The 16,008-nt window shown below is 70.8% G+C and carries 14 protein-coding genes and 1 pseudogene; 8 read left to right on the plus strand and 7 right to left on the minus strand.

Translation table 11 applies throughout. From position 1 onward, the window contains the following. Positions 1–34 precede the first annotated feature (34 nt). Both R3F55_02900 and R3F55_02905 read left to right on the plus strand, forming a co-directional pair. The gene (locus R3F55_02900) at positions 35–1,093 is read left to right on the plus strand and encodes an NAD-dependent epimerase/dehydratase family protein (protein MEZ5666381.1); all 1,059 of its coding nucleotides are present in this window, start codon (positions 35–37) and stop codon (positions 1,091–1,093) included. Positions 1,094–1,141: 48 nt separating this feature from the next. Then, complete coding sequence (locus tag R3F55_02905; GenBank protein ID MEZ5666382.1) at positions 1,142–1,972, plus strand: hypothetical protein; 831 nt, start codon at positions 1,142–1,144, stop codon at positions 1,970–1,972. A 22-nt stretch (positions 1,973–1,994) separates the two neighbouring features. On the opposite strand, the gene R3F55_02910 is transcribed toward R3F55_02905, so the two are convergent. Beyond that, on the minus strand, positions 1,995–2,393 hold the full coding sequence (locus R3F55_02910; protein ID MEZ5666383.1) for a hypothetical protein: 399 nt from the start codon (positions 2,391–2,393) through the stop codon (positions 1,995–1,997). Between the two features lie 270 nt (positions 2,394–2,663). Between R3F55_02910 and R3F55_02915 the strand changes: the two genes are divergently transcribed. Beyond that, positions 2,664–3,149, plus strand: coding sequence for a hypothetical protein (locus tag R3F55_02915; protein MEZ5666384.1), 486 nt, complete (start codon positions 2,664–2,666; stop codon positions 3,147–3,149). 345 nt (positions 3,150–3,494) lie between these two features. After that, positions 3,495–4,058, plus strand: coding sequence for a hypothetical protein (locus tag R3F55_02920; protein ID MEZ5666385.1), 564 nt, complete (start codon positions 3,495–3,497; stop codon positions 4,056–4,058). Positions 4,059–4,116: 58 nt separating this feature from the next. On the opposite strand, the gene R3F55_02925 is transcribed toward R3F55_02920, so the two are convergent. The 5 genes and pseudogenes from R3F55_02925 to R3F55_02945 form a co-directional block, all read right to left on the minus strand. Then, complete coding sequence (locus tag R3F55_02925; protein MEZ5666386.1) at positions 4,117–4,962, minus strand: family 1 encapsulin nanocompartment shell protein; 846 nt, start codon at positions 4,960–4,962, stop codon at positions 4,117–4,119. Then, positions 4,961–5,350: pseudogene (locus R3F55_02930) on the minus strand (ferritin-like domain-containing protein). The gene R3F55_02925 and the pseudogene R3F55_02930 overlap by 2 nt, the downstream one beginning before the upstream one ends. Before the next feature lie 157 nt (positions 5,351–5,507). Further along, complete coding sequence (gene greA, locus R3F55_02935; protein MEZ5666387.1) at positions 5,508–5,981, minus strand: transcription elongation factor GreA; 474 nt, start codon at positions 5,979–5,981, stop codon at positions 5,508–5,510. A gap of 58 nt (positions 5,982–6,039) precedes the next feature. Then, positions 6,040–9,321 carry a carbamoyl-phosphate synthase large subunit gene (gene carB / locus R3F55_02940; protein ID MEZ5666388.1) on the minus strand — a complete coding sequence of 1,094 codons (3,282 nt, stop codon included), beginning with the start codon at positions 9,319–9,321 and terminating at the stop codon, positions 6,040–6,042. Between the two features lie 213 nt (positions 9,322–9,534). After that, positions 9,535–10,161: an outer membrane lipoprotein carrier protein LolA gene (locus tag R3F55_02945; GenBank protein MEZ5666389.1), complete on the minus strand. Its 627-nt coding sequence runs from the start codon at positions 10,159–10,161 to the stop codon at positions 9,535–9,537. A 202-nt stretch (positions 10,162–10,363) separates the two neighbouring features. Here R3F55_02945 and R3F55_02950 point away from each other — a divergent pair, with 202 nt between their 5' ends. Then, positions 10,364–11,908, plus strand: coding sequence for a diguanylate cyclase (locus tag R3F55_02950; GenBank protein MEZ5666390.1), 1,545 nt, complete (start codon positions 10,364–10,366; stop codon positions 11,906–11,908). Between the two features lie 7 nt (positions 11,909–11,915). On the opposite strand, the gene R3F55_02955 is transcribed toward R3F55_02950, so the two are convergent. After that, complete coding sequence (locus R3F55_02955; GenBank protein ID MEZ5666391.1) at positions 11,916–12,635, minus strand: haloacid dehalogenase type II; 720 nt, start codon at positions 12,633–12,635, stop codon at positions 11,916–11,918. Between the two features lie 38 nt (positions 12,636–12,673). On the opposite strand from R3F55_02955, the gene R3F55_02960 reads away from it, so the two are divergent. From R3F55_02960 to R3F55_02970, 3 genes are all read left to right on the plus strand, one after another. Beyond that, positions 12,674–13,948 (plus strand): sodium:proton antiporter, encoded by a 1,275-nt coding sequence (locus R3F55_02960; GenBank protein ID MEZ5666392.1) that lies wholly within the window; start codon positions 12,674–12,676, stop codon positions 13,946–13,948. A 74-nt stretch (positions 13,949–14,022) separates the two neighbouring features. Next, complete coding sequence (locus tag R3F55_02965) at positions 14,023–15,702, plus strand: glycosyltransferase family 39 protein (GenBank protein MEZ5666393.1); 1,680 nt, start codon at positions 14,023–14,025, stop codon at positions 15,700–15,702. A gap of 69 nt (positions 15,703–15,771) precedes the next feature. Beyond that, complete coding sequence (locus R3F55_02970) at positions 15,772–16,005, plus strand: hypothetical protein (GenBank protein ID MEZ5666394.1); 234 nt, start codon at positions 15,772–15,774, stop codon at positions 16,003–16,005. Positions 16,006–16,008: the final 3 nt, after the last annotated feature.

Below are 16,008 nucleotides of genomic sequence, written 5' to 3' on the forward strand. Positions count from 1 at the left end.
TAGCCTCCGGCCCGCAACAAGGAGTGTGATCGAGATGGCCCCCGCACCCGCGCTCGATATCGCCGCGATCCCGTCCCCGGTGCTGATCACCGGCGGCGCCGGCTTCATCGGCCGCTACCTGGCCGAGGCGCTTGCCCGGGCCGGCAAGGCGGTGACCGTGCTCGACGACCTCAGCTGCAAGAACTCCACCTTCGACTGCCCGCAGATCCGCCGCGCCCAGGCCCGCTGCGTCGAGGGCTCGGTGTTCGACGAGGCGCTGATGGCGGCCGAGGTGGCGGCGCACCGCACCGTCGTCCATTTCGCCAGCGTGGTCGGCGTCGAGGAGACCATCAGCCGGCCGTTCGACACCATCGACAACCTGCGCGGCACCATGCACCTGGCGCGGCTGCTGACCGCCGACCACGTCGCGCTGTTCGCCTCGTCGGCCGACGTCTATGCGCTGCATTCGCACATGTACGACCGGCCGATGCGGGAGGACGACCTGATCGTGCTGGAGCGCCCGGAGGTGAACCGCTGGGTCTATGCCCACGTCAAGGCGCTGGAGGAGAACCTGATCGCCAATGCGGCGGCGCGCAGCGTGGTGATCCGCGTGTTCAACACCTACGGCCCGATGATGGACTATCCGGCGGCGAAGCGGGTGATTCCCCACTTCATGGCCAACATCATGGCCGGCGAGCCGATGCGGCTGAGCGGCGACGGCAGCCAGCAGCGCAGCTTCTGCTATGTCGAGGATACGGTCGGCGGGATGATGCTGGCGCTGGCCGAGGCGGCGCAGGCCGCGCCGGATGCGGCGAAGCCGTTCGCCGCCTGCTACAACCTCGGCGCCTCGCAGCCGATGTCGATGCGCGCGCTGGCGGAATACATGAACGCGGCGGCGGTGCGCCTCGGCCTGATCGAGGCGCCGCTGCCGATCGAGGCCGACGCCTTCACCTATTCGCAGAAATTCGACGACAGCTGGCACCGCGTCCCCGACATCGGCCGCGCGCGCGAGCGGCTGGGCTTCGCGCCGACCACCGCGTTCGACGTCGGCATGGAGCGCACGCTGGCCTACTACCGCGACCTGGCCCGCAGCCAGGCGCAGGCGGCGGCCTGAGCCCGCCGCCCGTGGCGCCGCGCCCGGATCGCAGACACGACCGCACCCATGACCGGTGAGGCCAGCCCGTTCGCCGATCACGGCGACGACCGCTATTTCACCCAGGCCGGCTATCGCGCCATCCTGACCGCGGCGCGCGCGGGCGGCTATCGGCTGCTGTCGTTCCGCGACTTCGCCCCGGCCGGGGCCGCCGCCGCCGAGGACGACGATGCCGGGCCGGTGCTGCTGCTGCGCCACGACCTCGACCACGACCTGTGGTCGGCGGTGACGCTGGCCGGGATCGAGGCGGAGGAAGCCGCGACCGCCACCTATTTCGTGCAGACCTGCTGCCCGTTCTACAATTTGCTGGCGCCTGCCGGGCGGGCGGCGATCCGCGCGATCACCGAGGCCGGGCACGAGATCGGCCTGCACTACGAGGCCGCCCGCTATGCCGGCCCCGGCGGCGACGCGGCGCTGGCGGCGGACATCCGGCTGCTGCAGGACCTCAGCGGCCAGCCGGTCACTGCGGCGGCCCAGCACATCCCGATCGACGGCGGGCAGGTCGACCTGTCGGCCCGCATCGCCAACGACGCCTATGCGCCCCGCTTCACCACCGGCCGCGTCAGCTACATCAGCGACTCGCTGATGCACTGGCGCCAGGCCACGCCGCACGACCTGATCGCGGCGGGCCGCGCGTTCCAGCTGCTGACCCATCCGGAATGCTGGACCGCCGACCACCGCTCGATGCTCGACTGCATGGGGGCGCTGCGCGAGGCGCGCATCGCCGAGACCCGGCACCTGTTCGCGGAGACCCTCGACCACTACGCCACGCTGCTGCGCGAGCGGGCCGAGCGCGACCGCCGCTTCCGGGCGGACCGCTGGGGCGAGAGCGGGCAGTGAGACCGCGCGCGCCGCGGCCGGCTCAGACCGGGCCGTCGCGCGCCACCGCGCGTTCGTAGAGCGCATCCAGGCGCGCGATCGTGTGCTCGTGCACGGCATCGACCGTGCCGCGCGGCACCGACACATCCACGATCCGCGCGAACGGATGGCGCCCGAACAGGATGCGGGTGGCATGGTCGCGATCGACCGCGAAGGCCTGCCAGCCGTCGAAAACGTCGACCGCCGGCAGGATGACGTGATTGGCCGGCGGCGGCTCGCCGGGCGCCGCCTGCACATCGGCCACCGCCGCGCCGGGACCGAACAGCGCGCCGCTGATCCGGCCGAACGCCTCGTCCGCCGGAATCGCGGCGAGCCGCGGGTTCCGCCGCCCGTCCGGGTCGGCGCGGGCGTATTTGGTCGCCTCCTGCAACTGGAACAGCACGTCGCGCAGCGCGGTCGTCGCGAACGCATCGCCGACCGGTGCCGCCGATCCAGCAGCAGAAGCGTCCGAACAGCCAGGCGCCGCCGGGCGCGGCGGCCAGGCCGAAACCGAATGCGAAGTGCCGGCTGTCGCCGATGGTCTCGAACATGGCCTGCCCGAACCGCCGTCGCGCCGCGCGGGGGCGCGACCGGGTTGACCTGGATCAGCGCCACGCTGCGGCGAAACCGCGATGGTGTACACGACAATCTGTCTCGGGCGCGGGAGGGTGCGATGGCGACTCGGCGGGCGGTCGGCCGGCTGGCGGGAATCCTGGGCGGTCTGGCGGCAGCCGGCTGCGCCGGTCCGGCGGCGGCGCCGCCGGAGGCGGTGCCCTTCGTTGCCGGGCAGGTGGTGGAAGTGGTGACGCCCGCCGTCGCCGCGGTGCCCGCCGGCCAGTGCGCGATGGCCGACCAGACGGCATGGGTGTCGGCCGAGGCGCCGGTGCTGCTGCAGTCCGAACGAAGCCTGGGCCCGAACAAGGAGACGATGGCCTGCGAGCTGGCGTGGCGCGACGTCGAGCGGCAGGGCGTGCGCACCTGCGCCGCGCGATACGACGCGGCCGGCTTCTACCGCAACGGCCGGCTGGCGCCGCTGCGGCATTCCTGGCTCGACTGCGCCTGCCAGGAGGGATCGCAGCGCACCGTCTGCGTCGTCAGCGTCACCGCGACCTGCCGCTACGAGGTGCTGCGGGTGCAGCCGGCCGAGGTGTGCGGCTAGATCCGGGTCTTTGACAGGTCGTCCAGCCGGGCCGACCCGCCGCGGTCCGCCGGCCGGACGATGCCGTCGGATTGCAGTTGTCGTGCTTTGACAAAGCCGTCAGTGTCGCATCCATCGGCAGGATGCTCACGTTCGGCGGAGTCAATCGCCCGCCCATTCTTTCGCTCTACCGGTCTCGGCACCCTGATTTGCTGACCAGTGCGGTTTGGGAGGACACGGAAGATGGGTTGGGGATTTCTGCCGGCCATATGCCGAGCGCTGGCCGCCTTGGCGTGTGCCGCCCTGCCATGGGCCGCCGCCGGTGCGGTCGAAATGTCGTGCGACGGGCCGCAGCAATGCGCCCAGATGTGCCAGCAGATCGAGGCGCAGCTGAACCAGACCGCCGCCAACGCGACGATCAGTTGCCGGATGTCCGAGATCGGCGCCGCGCCCGCCCAGACCGAAGGCCCCGGGCAGCAGCCCGGCGGCGGCAACCAGGGCCGCGGCGAGCCTTCGGCGCCGCAGGGCACGAGCCACACCAGCTATGCCTGCAACTGCACGGAATCGTCGGGCGGACGCGGCGCCGGCCGCAACCCGGACGGAACGCCGGCGCCGCCCGGCTGGGACGGCGGCCGGTTCGTCGTCGCGCCGTTGCCCTTTCCCGGCGCCCCCGGCTTCGGCGGCTCGCCGGGGTGGAGCTACGAGGCATGCGTCGCGCAGGCGCAACTGGCCTTCCAGCAGGCGCTGTGGTCCTACTGCTTCGGCCCCGGCAGCAACCTGCGGACCAACCTGGAGTTCCGCACCCCGATCTGGAACCAGACGCCGGAGCAGGCGGCCGAAATGGCCCGCGACCAGCTCGAGCAATGCTCCGCCCAGGCCGAACGGGAGCGCGACCAGGCCCTGGCCTATTGCCAGAACCGGTATCAGTGAGGCGCCGCCGCAGCCTCAGGCTGCGGCGCCGCCGCCGAGCGAGCGAGCGGGCGGCGGGCTACTTGGACTTGGACTTGCGCGTCTTCGACGAGGCGCTGTCCTCATAGGCCAGCGGCACGGCGGCCTCGGGCCCGAGCACGCGGAAGGTCAGGCTCTCCTCGATGTAGAGCTGGACCGCGCTGCCGCTGTGGTCGAGATAGCCGATCGACAGGTCGCGGCCGACGCTGAGCTCGAAGTCGCCGCCGCGCAGGCTCATCACCACCGCGCCGTCGATACCCGGCGACCACACCACCGGCCCGTCGAGCAGGCGCTCGACATGCTTGATGATCGGATAGCCGGCCGGCGTCGACGTCTTGGTCAGGCCGGTGTAGCAGCGCGGGCCGAGCGCGATGGCATAGGGCCCCTCGACGCCGGCGTCGCGCAGCGCACCGGTCGCCTCGGCGACCAGCACGGGATATTTCTGGAAATCCTCGCTGATGGTCAGCGGGCCGACGTCGGCGGCGGCGAAGATGCCCTCGATCCCGCCGTCGGCATAGCCGTGGAACACGCTGCGGTCCTCGGCCACCGCGATGGCCAGGGCGGCCTTGCGCACCGGGTCGAGGTCGGGGTCCTTGGCGCCGCGGGCGAGCGCGTCCAGCTCGCTGCGCTTCAGCTCGAACGGCACGCGGAACTCGACCAGCGGCTGGACCACGCGCTGGGCCGCCATCACCCCGTCGGCGGGGTTGCCGCGCAGGGCCTTGGTGCGGCCGAGGTTGACGGCGGAGGTGGACCAGCCGAGCGGGCCGGCGAAGTCGACCAGGCGGCGGGCGGCCAGGGTGCGCCTGAGCGTGGCCTTGGCTTCCTCGTCGATCTCGTCCCAACCCGCGGCGGTGATCGGCGCCAGGCTGCGATGCAGGTCGTCCATCCTTCCTCCCCTTCAGGCTGCCGATGCCGAGCGAGCCGTCGGCCGGCGCGCTGCCGCCGGCGTCCGCGCCGTCGCCGGCCATCGCCGCCTCCTCGACCCCGGTGACCGGGCCGGTTGTCCACAGATAGGTCTTCAGCTCCTCGGCGATCTTCGGCGAACTCCGCCGCAGCCATTCCAGCACCATCGCCGCATGCTCGATCTCCTCGTCCCGGTTGTGGGCGAGGATGGCCTTGAGCTCGGCATCGGCGGTGGCGTCGACGCGCTGCTGGTACCAGTCGACCGCCTCCAGCTCCTCCATCAGCGAGACGATGGCGCGGTGGCGGTCGATGGTCTCGGGCGATAGCTTCGCCGGGTCCTCATGGAGATCGAAACTGCCGGCTCCGGCCATGACCTGTCCTCCTGTCCGATGTGCGCGGTCTTCGCGCGGGCGGGCGCCCGCTTTGATTGGAATCATTCAAATATAGCGCTGCACAAGCCGACGGCGAGTCCCGGCGTGCGTTCCGCGGCAATTTGGGCCAACCGCACGCCCGGACGGGGCCGGGCGGTCAGACGTATTCGACCTTGAGGATCTCGTAGGTGCGGCCGCCGTTGGGCGTGTTGACCTCGATCGAATCGCCGGGGCCGCGGCCGATCAGCGCCCGCGCCAGCGGCGAGGTCACCGAGATCAGGCCCTGCTTCACGTCGGATTCGTGCGCGCCGACGATCTGGTAGGTCGATTCGTCCTCGGTCTCCTCGTCGACCAGGGTCACCGTGGCGCCGAAACGCACGGTCTTGCCGCTCAGCTTGGTCGGGTCGATCACCTCGGCGTGGCCGATCATGCTCTCCAGCTCGACGACCCGGCCCTCGATGAAGCTCTGCCGCTCGCGCGCGGCATGGTATTCGGCATTCTCCGACAGGTCGCCGTGCGAGCGCGCCTCGGAAATGGCGGTAATCACCGCCGGCCGCTCGATCTCCTTGAGCTGCTTCAGTTCGGCGACAAGGCGCTGGTAGCCGCCTTGCGTCATCGGAATCCGTTCCATCATGAGCGATCCAGACAAAAAATTTGTCCGCCGACGTCGCCGGCGGATCGCGTGCTGATCAGTCCATCCAGTTTGACGTTGCAAAATAAGCCTGCAGCGGCCGAACTTCAAGCGCACCCTGCGACAGCGCGGTGATGGCCTGGGCGGCGGCGCGGATGCCGGCGACGGTGGTGTAGTAGGGCAGGTCGTGGGCCAGCGCGGCGCGGCGCAGCGTGCGGCTGTCGTTGAACGCCTGGCCCGATGCTTCCGTGGTGATGAAGATGACCTGGATCTCGCCGTTGATCAGCGCGTCGATCACGTGCGGCTGGCCTTCCAGCACCTTGTTCACGGTCTCCACCTGCAAGCCGGCCCGCTCCAGATAGGCCGCCGTGCCGCGCGACGCCTTGAGCCGGAAGCCGGCCGCGCTCAGCATCCAGGCGAGGTCGATCATCGCCGGCTTGTCGCCGTCCTTGACCGAGAAGAACACCGCGCCCTCGCGCGGCAGGAAGTGGCCGGCGGCGATCTGCGCCTTGGCGAAAGCCTTGCCGAAGGCGGGCGCCATGCCCATCACCTCGCCGGTCGACTTCATCTCCGGCCCCAGGATGGTGTCGACGCCGGGGAAGCGGTTGAACGGGAACACCGATTCCTTGACCGCGATGTGCTTGACGGTGGTGCCGAGCCCGTTGGCGCGCGGTGCGTCGGCGAGGCCGAAGTCGGCCAGCCTGGCGCCGGCCATCAGCCGGGCGGCGATCTTGGCGATCGGCACGCCGGTCGCCTTGGCGACGAACGGCACCGTGCGGCTGGCGCGCGGGTTGACCTCCAGCACATAGACGGTCTCGCCCTGCACCGCGAACTGCACGTTCATCAGCCCGACCACGTTCAGCGCCCGGGCCAGGGCCTTGGCCTGCTCGCCGATGTCGTCGACGATGGCGTCGGTCAGCGAATGCGGCGGCAGCGAGCAGGCGCTGTCGCCGGAATGGATGCCGGCCTCCTCGACGTGCTGCATGATGCCGGCGATGTAGACGGCGCCGGTGCCGTCGGCCAGCGCGTCGACGTCGACCTCGATCGCCTCGCGCAGATAGCGGTCGATCAGCACCGGGTCGTCGCCGGAGACCTTGACCGCCTCCACCATGTAGCGGCGCAGCCCTTCCTCGTTGTAGACGATCTCCATCGCCCGGCCGCCCAGCACGTAGGACGGGCGGATCACCACCGGATAGCCGATCGACTGGGCGATGCGCACGGCGCCCTCGATCGCGGTGGCGGTGCCGTTGGCCGGCTGGCGCAACGCCAGCTTCTGCAGCAGCACCTGGAAGCGCTCGCGGTCCTCGGCCAGGTCGATCATGTCCGGCGTGGTGCCCAGGATCGGCACGCCGGCCGCCTCCAGCGCCCGGGCCAGCTTCAACGGCGTCTGGCCGCCGAACTGCACCACGATGCCGAGCAGCTCGCCGGCCTCGCGTTCCTTGGCGACGATCTCGAGCACGTCCTCGGCGGTCAGCGGCTCGAAATACAGCCGGTCGGCGGTGTCGTAGTCGGTCGACACCGTCTCCGGGTTGCAGTTGACCATGATGGTCTCGAAGCCGGCGGCGCGCAGCGCGTAGACGGCATGGACGCAGCAATAGTCGAACTCGATGCCCTGGCCGATCCGGTTCGGTCCGCCGCCGAGGATGATCACCTTGCGGCGGCCGGTCGGCTGCGCCTCGCATTCCGCCGGCACCAGCCCGTTGCCCTCGTAGGTCGAGTACATGTAGGGCGTGTCGGACGGGAACTCGGCCGCGCAGGTGTCGATGCGCTTGTAGACCGGGCGCAGGCCGGCATCGCGCCGGCGCAGCGCGACGGCATCGACGTCGAGGCCGGCCAGGGTGGCGAGCCGGGCGTCGGAGAAACCGGCCCGCTTCAGCCGCATCAGCGCCTGGGTGTCGGCCGGCAGGCCGTGGTCGCGCACCTGGTCCTCCATCCGCACCAGCTCGCGCAGCTGCTCCAGGAACCAGGGGTCGTAGCGGGTCGCCTGGTGGACCTCGTCGATCGACATGCCGATGCGGAAGGCCTGGGCGACGATGCGGATGCGGTCGGGCGTCGGCTTGCCGAGGGCGGCGCGCACCGCGTCGCGCTCGGGCCAGCCGGCGATGTCGATCTCGTCGAGGCCGGTCAGCCCGGTCTCCAGGCTGCGCAGCGCCTTCTGCAGCGCCTCCTGGAAGCAGCGGCCGACCGCCATCGCCTCGCCGACCGACTTCATCGAGGTGGTCAGCGTGGCGTCGGCGTCGCGGAACTTCTCGAAGGTGAAGCGCGGCACCTTGACCACCACATAGTCGATGGTCGGCTCGAACGAGGCCGGCGTGATGCGGGTGATGTCGTTCTTCAGCTCGTCCAGCGTGTAGCCGACGGCGAGCTTGGCGGCGATCTTGGCGATCGGGAAGCCGGTCGCCTTCGAGGCCAGCGCCGACGAGCGGCTGACCCGCGGGTTCATCTCGATCACCACCAGCCGGCCGTCCTTCGGGTTGACCGCGAACTGGACGTTGGAACCGCCGGTCTCCACCCCGATCTCGCGCAGCACCGCGATCGAGGCGTCGCGCATGATCTGGTATTCCTTGTCGGTCAGCGTCAGCGCCGGCGCGACCGTGATGCTGTCGCCGGTGTGGATGCCCATCGGGTCCACATTCTCGATCGAGCAGATGATGATGGCGTTGTCGGCGCGGTCGCGCACGACCTCCATCTCGAACTCCTTCCAGCCCAGCACCGATTCCTCGATCAGCACGGTGTGGACCGGCGAGGCGCGCAGGCCGGCGACGACGATGCGCTCGAACTCCTCGCGGTTGTAGGCGATGCCGCCGCCCATGCCGCCCAGGGTGAAGGACGGGCGGATGATCGCCGGCAGGCCGGTCAGCTCCACCGCCTCCAGCGCCTCGGCGAAGCTCGCCACCATCCGGCTGCGCGGGCTGGCCAGGCCGATCCGGTCCATCGCCTCGCGGAACAGCTGGCGGTCCTCGGCCTTGGCGATGGCGTCGCGGTTGGCGCCGATCAGCTGGACCCCGTATTTGTCCAGCGTGCCGTCGTCGGCCAGCGCCAGCGCGGTGTTCAGCGCGGTCTGGCCGCCCATGGTCGGCAGCAGTGCGTCCGGCTTCTCGCGGGCGATGATGTCGGCGACGATCGCCGGCTCGATCGGCTCGACATAGGTGGCGTCGGCCAGCTCCGGGTCGGTCATGATGGTGGCCGGGTTGGAGTTGACCAGGATGACGCGGTAGCCCTCCTCGCGCAGCGCCTTGCACGCCTGGGTGCCGGAATAGTCGAACTCGCAGGCCTGGCCGATGACGATCGGCCCGGCGCCGATGATCATGATGGACTGGATGTCGGTGCGTTTCGGCATGGCGCTGACTTGGCTGCGATCAGACTACACTGGCGGGCGGGGACGAAGCACGCGGTGTTACAGCGTCGGCGCCGCGGATGCCAGCGTTATAGCGCAAGTACGCGCATCCGGAACGGCGGATGGAGCCGCCGAGTTCCGGCCGCGATCCCGATGGAGGGGCCCGACCCCCCAATGTCGCCGGTGACGGCGCGACCTGTGCGCGCGGCGGACGCCTCAGTCGTAGAAATAGAACATGTTGGCGTCGAGCGGGACGTTGGTCTCGAAGCTGAGCAGGGCGACCAGCGTCTGCGCGCCCTCCGGGTCGGTCACCACCCACTGGCGCAGGTTCAGCGGGTCGGCGTCGAAGGTGAAGGCGACCGAACCCTCGTCCGGATTGCTTGAATCGACCAGGGTCACGGTGATCAGCCCGCCCTCGCGCTTGAAGTCGGTAACGGTGACGTCGCCCTGCAGCCTGAGGTCGTTGCGAGTGAAGAACTCGACCGTGGTGTCGCTGATCAGCGCGCGGCTGGTCTGGTCCAGCTCCTTGTCGTGATAGTGCACCCAGGTGCCGTCGGCGACGATCAGGATCGGCGAGGGCTCGTCATATTCGAACCGCAGCCGTCCGGGCCGCAGAATGAACAGCGTGCCCTGCACGCTGTTGCCGGCCGGGTCGACCTGCAGGAACCGCGCCTCCATCGACCCGATCGAGTTGAGGTAGGTCTCGATCCGCTGGATGTCCTCCTGCTGCGACTGGGCCGCCGCGGGCGCGATCCATGCCGCGAGGCCGAGCGCCGCCGCCGCGCATGCGGCCTTCGCCGCCGAGATCGTCCAGGTCCCAAGTCGCCGTGCCGCACCAGCCATCGTGTCGTGATCTCCAGTCTTCGGGCGCATTGCCGCCACACCCCACAGTTAGGCCACCCTCCGCCCGAGCGCAACATTGGCCGACATTGGGGCGGGATTGCGGCGCCGGCGTTGCGGCAGCGGTTTTACGGTCGCTTAGCGTCCTTGGGTTAGGATGGTGCCGGATGCCGTCACATGACGGCGCACCGACGAGAGATTGGTCATGAGTCCGGCAGCCACAGCGGCCGACGAGGAAAAGCGCCTGGCCCACTTGCGCGGCCTGGACATCCTCGACGCGGAGCCGGCGCCGGCACTCGACCGGATCGTCGCACTTGCCGCGCGGATGTGCGCGGCGCCGATGGCGGCGCTCGCGCTGGTCGATGCCGACCGGGTGTGGCTGAAGGCACGCTTCGGTCTCGGCGTCGACGCGCTGCCGCGCGCGAGTGCCTTCTGCGCCCGGGCCATCGAATCCGACGCCATCCTGCGGGTCGACGACGCCGCGGCCGATCCCCGCTTCCGCGCCGCGCCGCTGGTGGCCGGGGCGCCGGCGGTACGCGCCTATGCCGGTGCGCCGCTGATCGCCGGCGACGGCGTGCGGCTCGGCACGCTGTGCGTGATGCACCCCGCGCCCGCCGGTCTCGACGCCGCGAACGTCCCGCTGCTGGCGGACCTCGCCGCCACCGCGGTCGACCTGATCGCGCAGCGCGGCCGCGTGCGCGAGGCCCTGGCCGAACGCGACCTGCTGCAGGCGACCGTCACCGAGCACGAATTCTCGCGCAGCATGATCGAGGAGCAGGCCGCGACCCTGGTCGAGCTGGCGGAAGACCGCGAGGAGCTGCACCTGTCGAACGTGCGCCAGCGCCGCTTCATCCAGACGCTGCTGGACACCGTGCCGATCCCGATCTTCGCCCGCGACGAACGCTATGTGATCACCCACGCCAACCCGGCCTATGCCGCCATCCATGGCCGGCCGATGAACGACATCGTCGGACGCACGCTCGACGACGTGCTCGGCCGCGAGGCGTTGGATGCGGCGAAGGCGGAAGACCGGCTGATGGCCGACGAGCAGACGGCGAAGCACACATACGAGCGCCGGCTGTCGCTGGGCGAGACCTTCCAGGACCGCGACGTGGTCATCCACAAGGCGCTGATCCGCGCCGAAGACGGGTCGACGCTGGGCGTCGTCGGCGCGATCGTCGACGTGACCGAAGCGAAGGCGCTGCAGGCGCGGCTGGAGCGGCTGGCCGCGACCGACCCGCTGACCGGCGCCGCCAACCGCCGCGCCTTCATGGAAAAGGCCGAAGCCGAGCTGGCGCGCAGCCGCCGCCACGGCAACCCGCTGTCGCTGATCATGATCGACATCGACAAGTTCAAGTCGGTCAACGACGTCTACGGCCATCACGCCGGCGACGCGGTGCTGAAGACGATGGCCGCGGTCTGCATGGGCGCGGTGCGGCAGCCGGTCGACATGTTCGCCCGCCTGGGCGGCGAGGAATTCGTGCTGCTGCTGCCGGAGACGGGTCTGGACGGTGCGGAAGCGCTGGCCGAGCGGCTGCGCGCCATGCTCGAGGCGACCGTGGTCGACCACGAGGGCCGGACCCTGCGCTTCACCGCCAGCTTCGGCGTGGCGTCGGTCGAGCCGGCGGCCGGCCCGCATGCGCTCGACGCCGCGCTGCAGGCGGCCGATGCCTGCCTCTACCTGTCGAAGAAGCAGGGCCGCAACCGGGTCACGGCGCACCGCGAGCCCCGGCTGGCGGCGAGCGCCTGATCGCCGGTCAGCCGAGGCCGAGCAGCGCCGGCAGGCCGGCGAGGTCGCGGAGCTCGGCCACCGGACGGCCGGGCAGGCGTTCGGCCGGCTGGCCGAACCGGTTCACCCAGACCGCGCGGAAGCCGAAATGGGCCGAGCCGGCGACGTCCCACGCATTGGACGACAGGAAGCAGATCTCGGACGCGGCCACGCCCAGTCGGTCGACCGCGAGCTGGTAGACCCGCGGGTCGGGCTTGTAGATGCGCAGGCCGTCGACCGAGAGCGTGGCGGCCAGCATGTCGCCGACGCCGGCATTGGCGACGGCCGAGGCCAGCATCGCCGGCGCGCCGTTCGACAGGATCGCGCAGGCGAGCCCGCCCTTGCGCAGCGCCGCCAGCACGCCGGGCACCTCCGGATAGGCGTCGAGCCGGCTGTAGAGGTCGAGCAGCCGGTCGCGCAGGGCGGGATCGGCGATGCCCAGGCTGTCGAGCGCATAGTCGAGTGCGTCGCCGGTCAGCTGCCAGAAATCGGCATAGGCGCCCATCAGGCTGCGCAGCCAGGTGTATTCGAGCTGCTTCTGCCGCCACAGCTGCGCCAGCGGCTGCGCCTGCGCGCCCAGTGCCGCGCGCTCGCGCGCTGCGGCGGCGGCGACGTCGAACATCGTGCCGTAGGCGTCGAACACACAGGCCCGGATCCCGGCCAGCGCCGGCAATGGCGCTTGTGCTGAAGCGTCGCTGTGGCTAGCCATTGTTCCGGCCCTGCCCCGACCACTGCCGCAGTTGACCCATGACACCGTTCGACATCGCCGCGATCCTCGTCGTGTTGGCCGCCCTGTTCGGTCAGGTCAACTATCACTTCCTCAAGCTGCCGACCACCATCGGTCTGGTGGTGATCGCGCTCGCCGCCTCGCTGATCGTGCTGTTCGGCGACTGGCTGGCCGGCGGCCAGATCGCCGAGCGGGTCGCCGCCATGATCGAGCAGGTCGATTTCTACGACGCGCTGATGAACGGCATGCTGGGCTTCCTGCTGTTCGCCGGCGCGCTGCACGTCGACCTCGACCAGCTCGCCTCGCAGAAATGGGCGATCGCGCTGATGGCCAGCCTGGGCGTGGTGATCTCCGCCGCGATCGTCGGGCTGGGCTTCTGGTGGCTGGCCGGCGTGCCCTTCATCATCGCGCTGGTGTTCGGCGCCATCGTCAGTCCGACCGACCCGGTCGCGGTGCTCGGCCTGCTGAAGACGGTGAAGGTGCCGCGCAGCCTGGAGACCAAGATCGCCGGCGAAAGCCTGTTCAACGACGGCGTCGGCGTCGTGCTGTTCCTGATGCTGACCGCGATCGCCTTCACCGCCGCCGGCCACGGCGCCGACGAGCCGGTGGACGCCTGGGCGGTGGCCGAGCTGTTCCTGGTCGAGGTCGGCGGCGGCGCCGTGCTGGGCGGGGCCGCGGGCTACGGCACCTACCGGCTGCTGCGCCGCGTCGACGAGTACACCCTGGAGCTGACGATGACGCTGGCGCTGGTGATGGGCGTCTATGCGCTGGCCCACGTCATCCACGTGTCCGGCCCGATCGCGGTGGTGATCGCCGGGCTGTTCATCGGCAACGCGGGCATGCGCTTCGGCATGTCCGAGACCACGCGCGAGCACGTGCACAACTTCTGGCACCTGATCGACGAGCTGCTGAACGCGGTGCTGTTCCTGCTGATCGGCCTGGAAGTGTTCGCCATCGACGCCGGCTGGCGCGAGGTGGGCATCGCGGTGGCCTGCATTCCGCTGGTGCTGTTCGCCCGCTTCTGCTCGGTGGCGATCCCGATCCGCGCCCTGGCGCTGGGCGGCAGCGTGTTCGCCAAGGGCTCGATCCGGGTGATGACCTGGGGCGGGCTGCGCGGCGGCATCTCGGTCGCGCTGGTGCTGTCGCTGCCGCCCGGCGAATGGAAGGGGCTGCTGCTGACCGCGACCTACGCGGTGGTCATCTTCTCGATCGTCGTCCAGGGACTGACCATCAAGCGGGTGATCACCCGCGTGGTGCCGAGCCAGGACTACCAGGCCGGCGCGCACTATCACTGACCGCAGCGCGCGGTGCGGGCGGATGCGGCGTCGGCGCCCTTGACTTCGCCTGCGGCCGCGCCGATCCACGCGCGATGAACGCGTCGCCGCCCGAATCGTCCGCGCTGGCGCCTGTCGGACCGCAGGCCGGCTGGCGCTTCCAGGGCGGCTGGGCCTATCTGCTCTATGTGGCGCTGGTCGCGGCGCAATGCGCGCTGGCAGTCGACGCCCGCGCGCTGTGGTTCTCCGACGAGGCGCGCTACGGCGCCGCACTGGTCGAGATGATCGGCAGCGGCGACTGGCTGACGCTGACCCTGAACGGCCTGCCCTATCCCGACAAGCCGCCGGTCTATTTCTGGCTGCTGGCCGGCATCGCCCGGCTCGGCGGCGGCATGGGCAGCTGGGTGTTCTTCATCGGCGCCGCGCTGTCGGGCTTCGCCTATGTCTGCGCCGGCCATTTCCTGGTCCGCCGGGTGGTGCCGGCGCGGCCGGAGCTGGCGCTGGCCACCGGGCTGCTGCTGCTGGGCACGCCCTATGTGGCCACACTGTTCCACTATTCGCGCATGGACCCGCTGTTCGCCGCCGCGATCGTCGCGGCGATGGCATGTCTGCACAGCGGCCTGCGGCGGCCCTCGTTCAGCGGCTGGATCGTCGCCGGCTTCGCGCTGGCCACGCTGGCCAGCTTCATCAAGGGGCCGCTCGGCCACGGCCTGCCGCTGCTGGCGCTGCTGGTCGACGCCGCGACGACGCGGCGGCTGCGCCGCATCCTGGCGGCGGACATGGCGGTCGGCGTGCTGCTGTCGCTGGCCGTCGCCGTGGCCTGGTTCGCCGCGGTGGTGGCGACCAAGGGGTGGGACTTCGTCGACCGCGTGCTCGACGACCAGATCCTGCAGCGCGCGGTCAGCGCCTGGCACCACAAGCATCCGGTCTGGTTCTACCTGCCGCTGATGATCGGCATGTGGCTGCCCTGGACGGCGCTGCCGGCGCTGCGCCCGGTGCGCGCGGCGCTCGCCGCCGGCGCGCGCGCGGCGTGGCGGCGGGCGCTGGATGCGCCGCCGACGGTCTATTTCGGCATCGTCTGGGCAGCGGGCTTCGTGTTCCTCAGCCTGCTCAGCGGCAAGATCCACATCTACCTGCTGCCGACCCTGGCGCCGCTGGCCGCGGCCACGGCCGCGGCACTGATCGGCATGGCCCCGGCGGCGCGCGCCTTCGCCTGGCGCAGCGCCGCGGTGGTCTATGCCGTGGCCGGCGTGGCGGCGCTGGTCGAGGGCATCGCCGGCTTCGCCCCGTTCCCGATCGGCGGCCTGGTCCCGCTGGGCATCGTCATGCTGGCCGGCGCCACCGCGCTGGCCTGGTTCGACGGCAGCGTCAGCGCGTTCCGGCCGCTGTGGATCAATCTCGGCCTGGTCACGATCGTGATGAACATCCTCGGGCTGCTGATCGCGCCGTCGCTCGACGCCGTGCTCAGCCCGCGCGAGCAGGCCCGCCTGATGCGCGACTACGCCGACCGCGGCTATGCCGTCGTCGCCTTCGCCACCTATGACGGCGTCTACACCTACGACTATGGCGGCATCGTCGACGAGATCGACGACCCGGCCGAGCTGGCGCAGCGGATGGCGGCCAACGACCGGCTGGTGGTGGTGATGCGGGAGTCGAGCTATCGCAACCTGGGCGACCAGGTTGCCGGCCTGGCGATCGTGCAGCAGCAGCGCATCGCGGAAAACGTCTATCTGATGCTGGTGCAGGATCGCGCGACGCCGGCCCCTGCGCGTTGACGCGCCGGGCCGCCGGCTCCTATTGTGAATGCCCGGTTCCGGGCGAGCGGAGGCGAGTCGGCACACCCCATGTCACGGTTGGAACAATCGCAGCGCCGGCTGGCCGAGGCGGTGAAACGCCTCGAGGACGCCCTTGCCCGGGATGGCGGCGACGACGTGGCGAAGCGCGAACTGGCGGCGGTGCGCCAGGCCTATGACGACCTGCGCCGGACGGCGGACGATGTCGCCGACCGGCTCGACCTCGCCATCGCCCGGGTCGACCGGCTGCTCGGCGACGTCGATTCCCGCGACGCGGCGGAATAACCG

The sequence above is a fragment of the Alphaproteobacteria bacterium genome (assembly GCA_041396705.1).
Lineage (GTDB): Bacteria > Pseudomonadota > Alphaproteobacteria > CALKHQ01 > CALKHQ01 > CALKHQ01.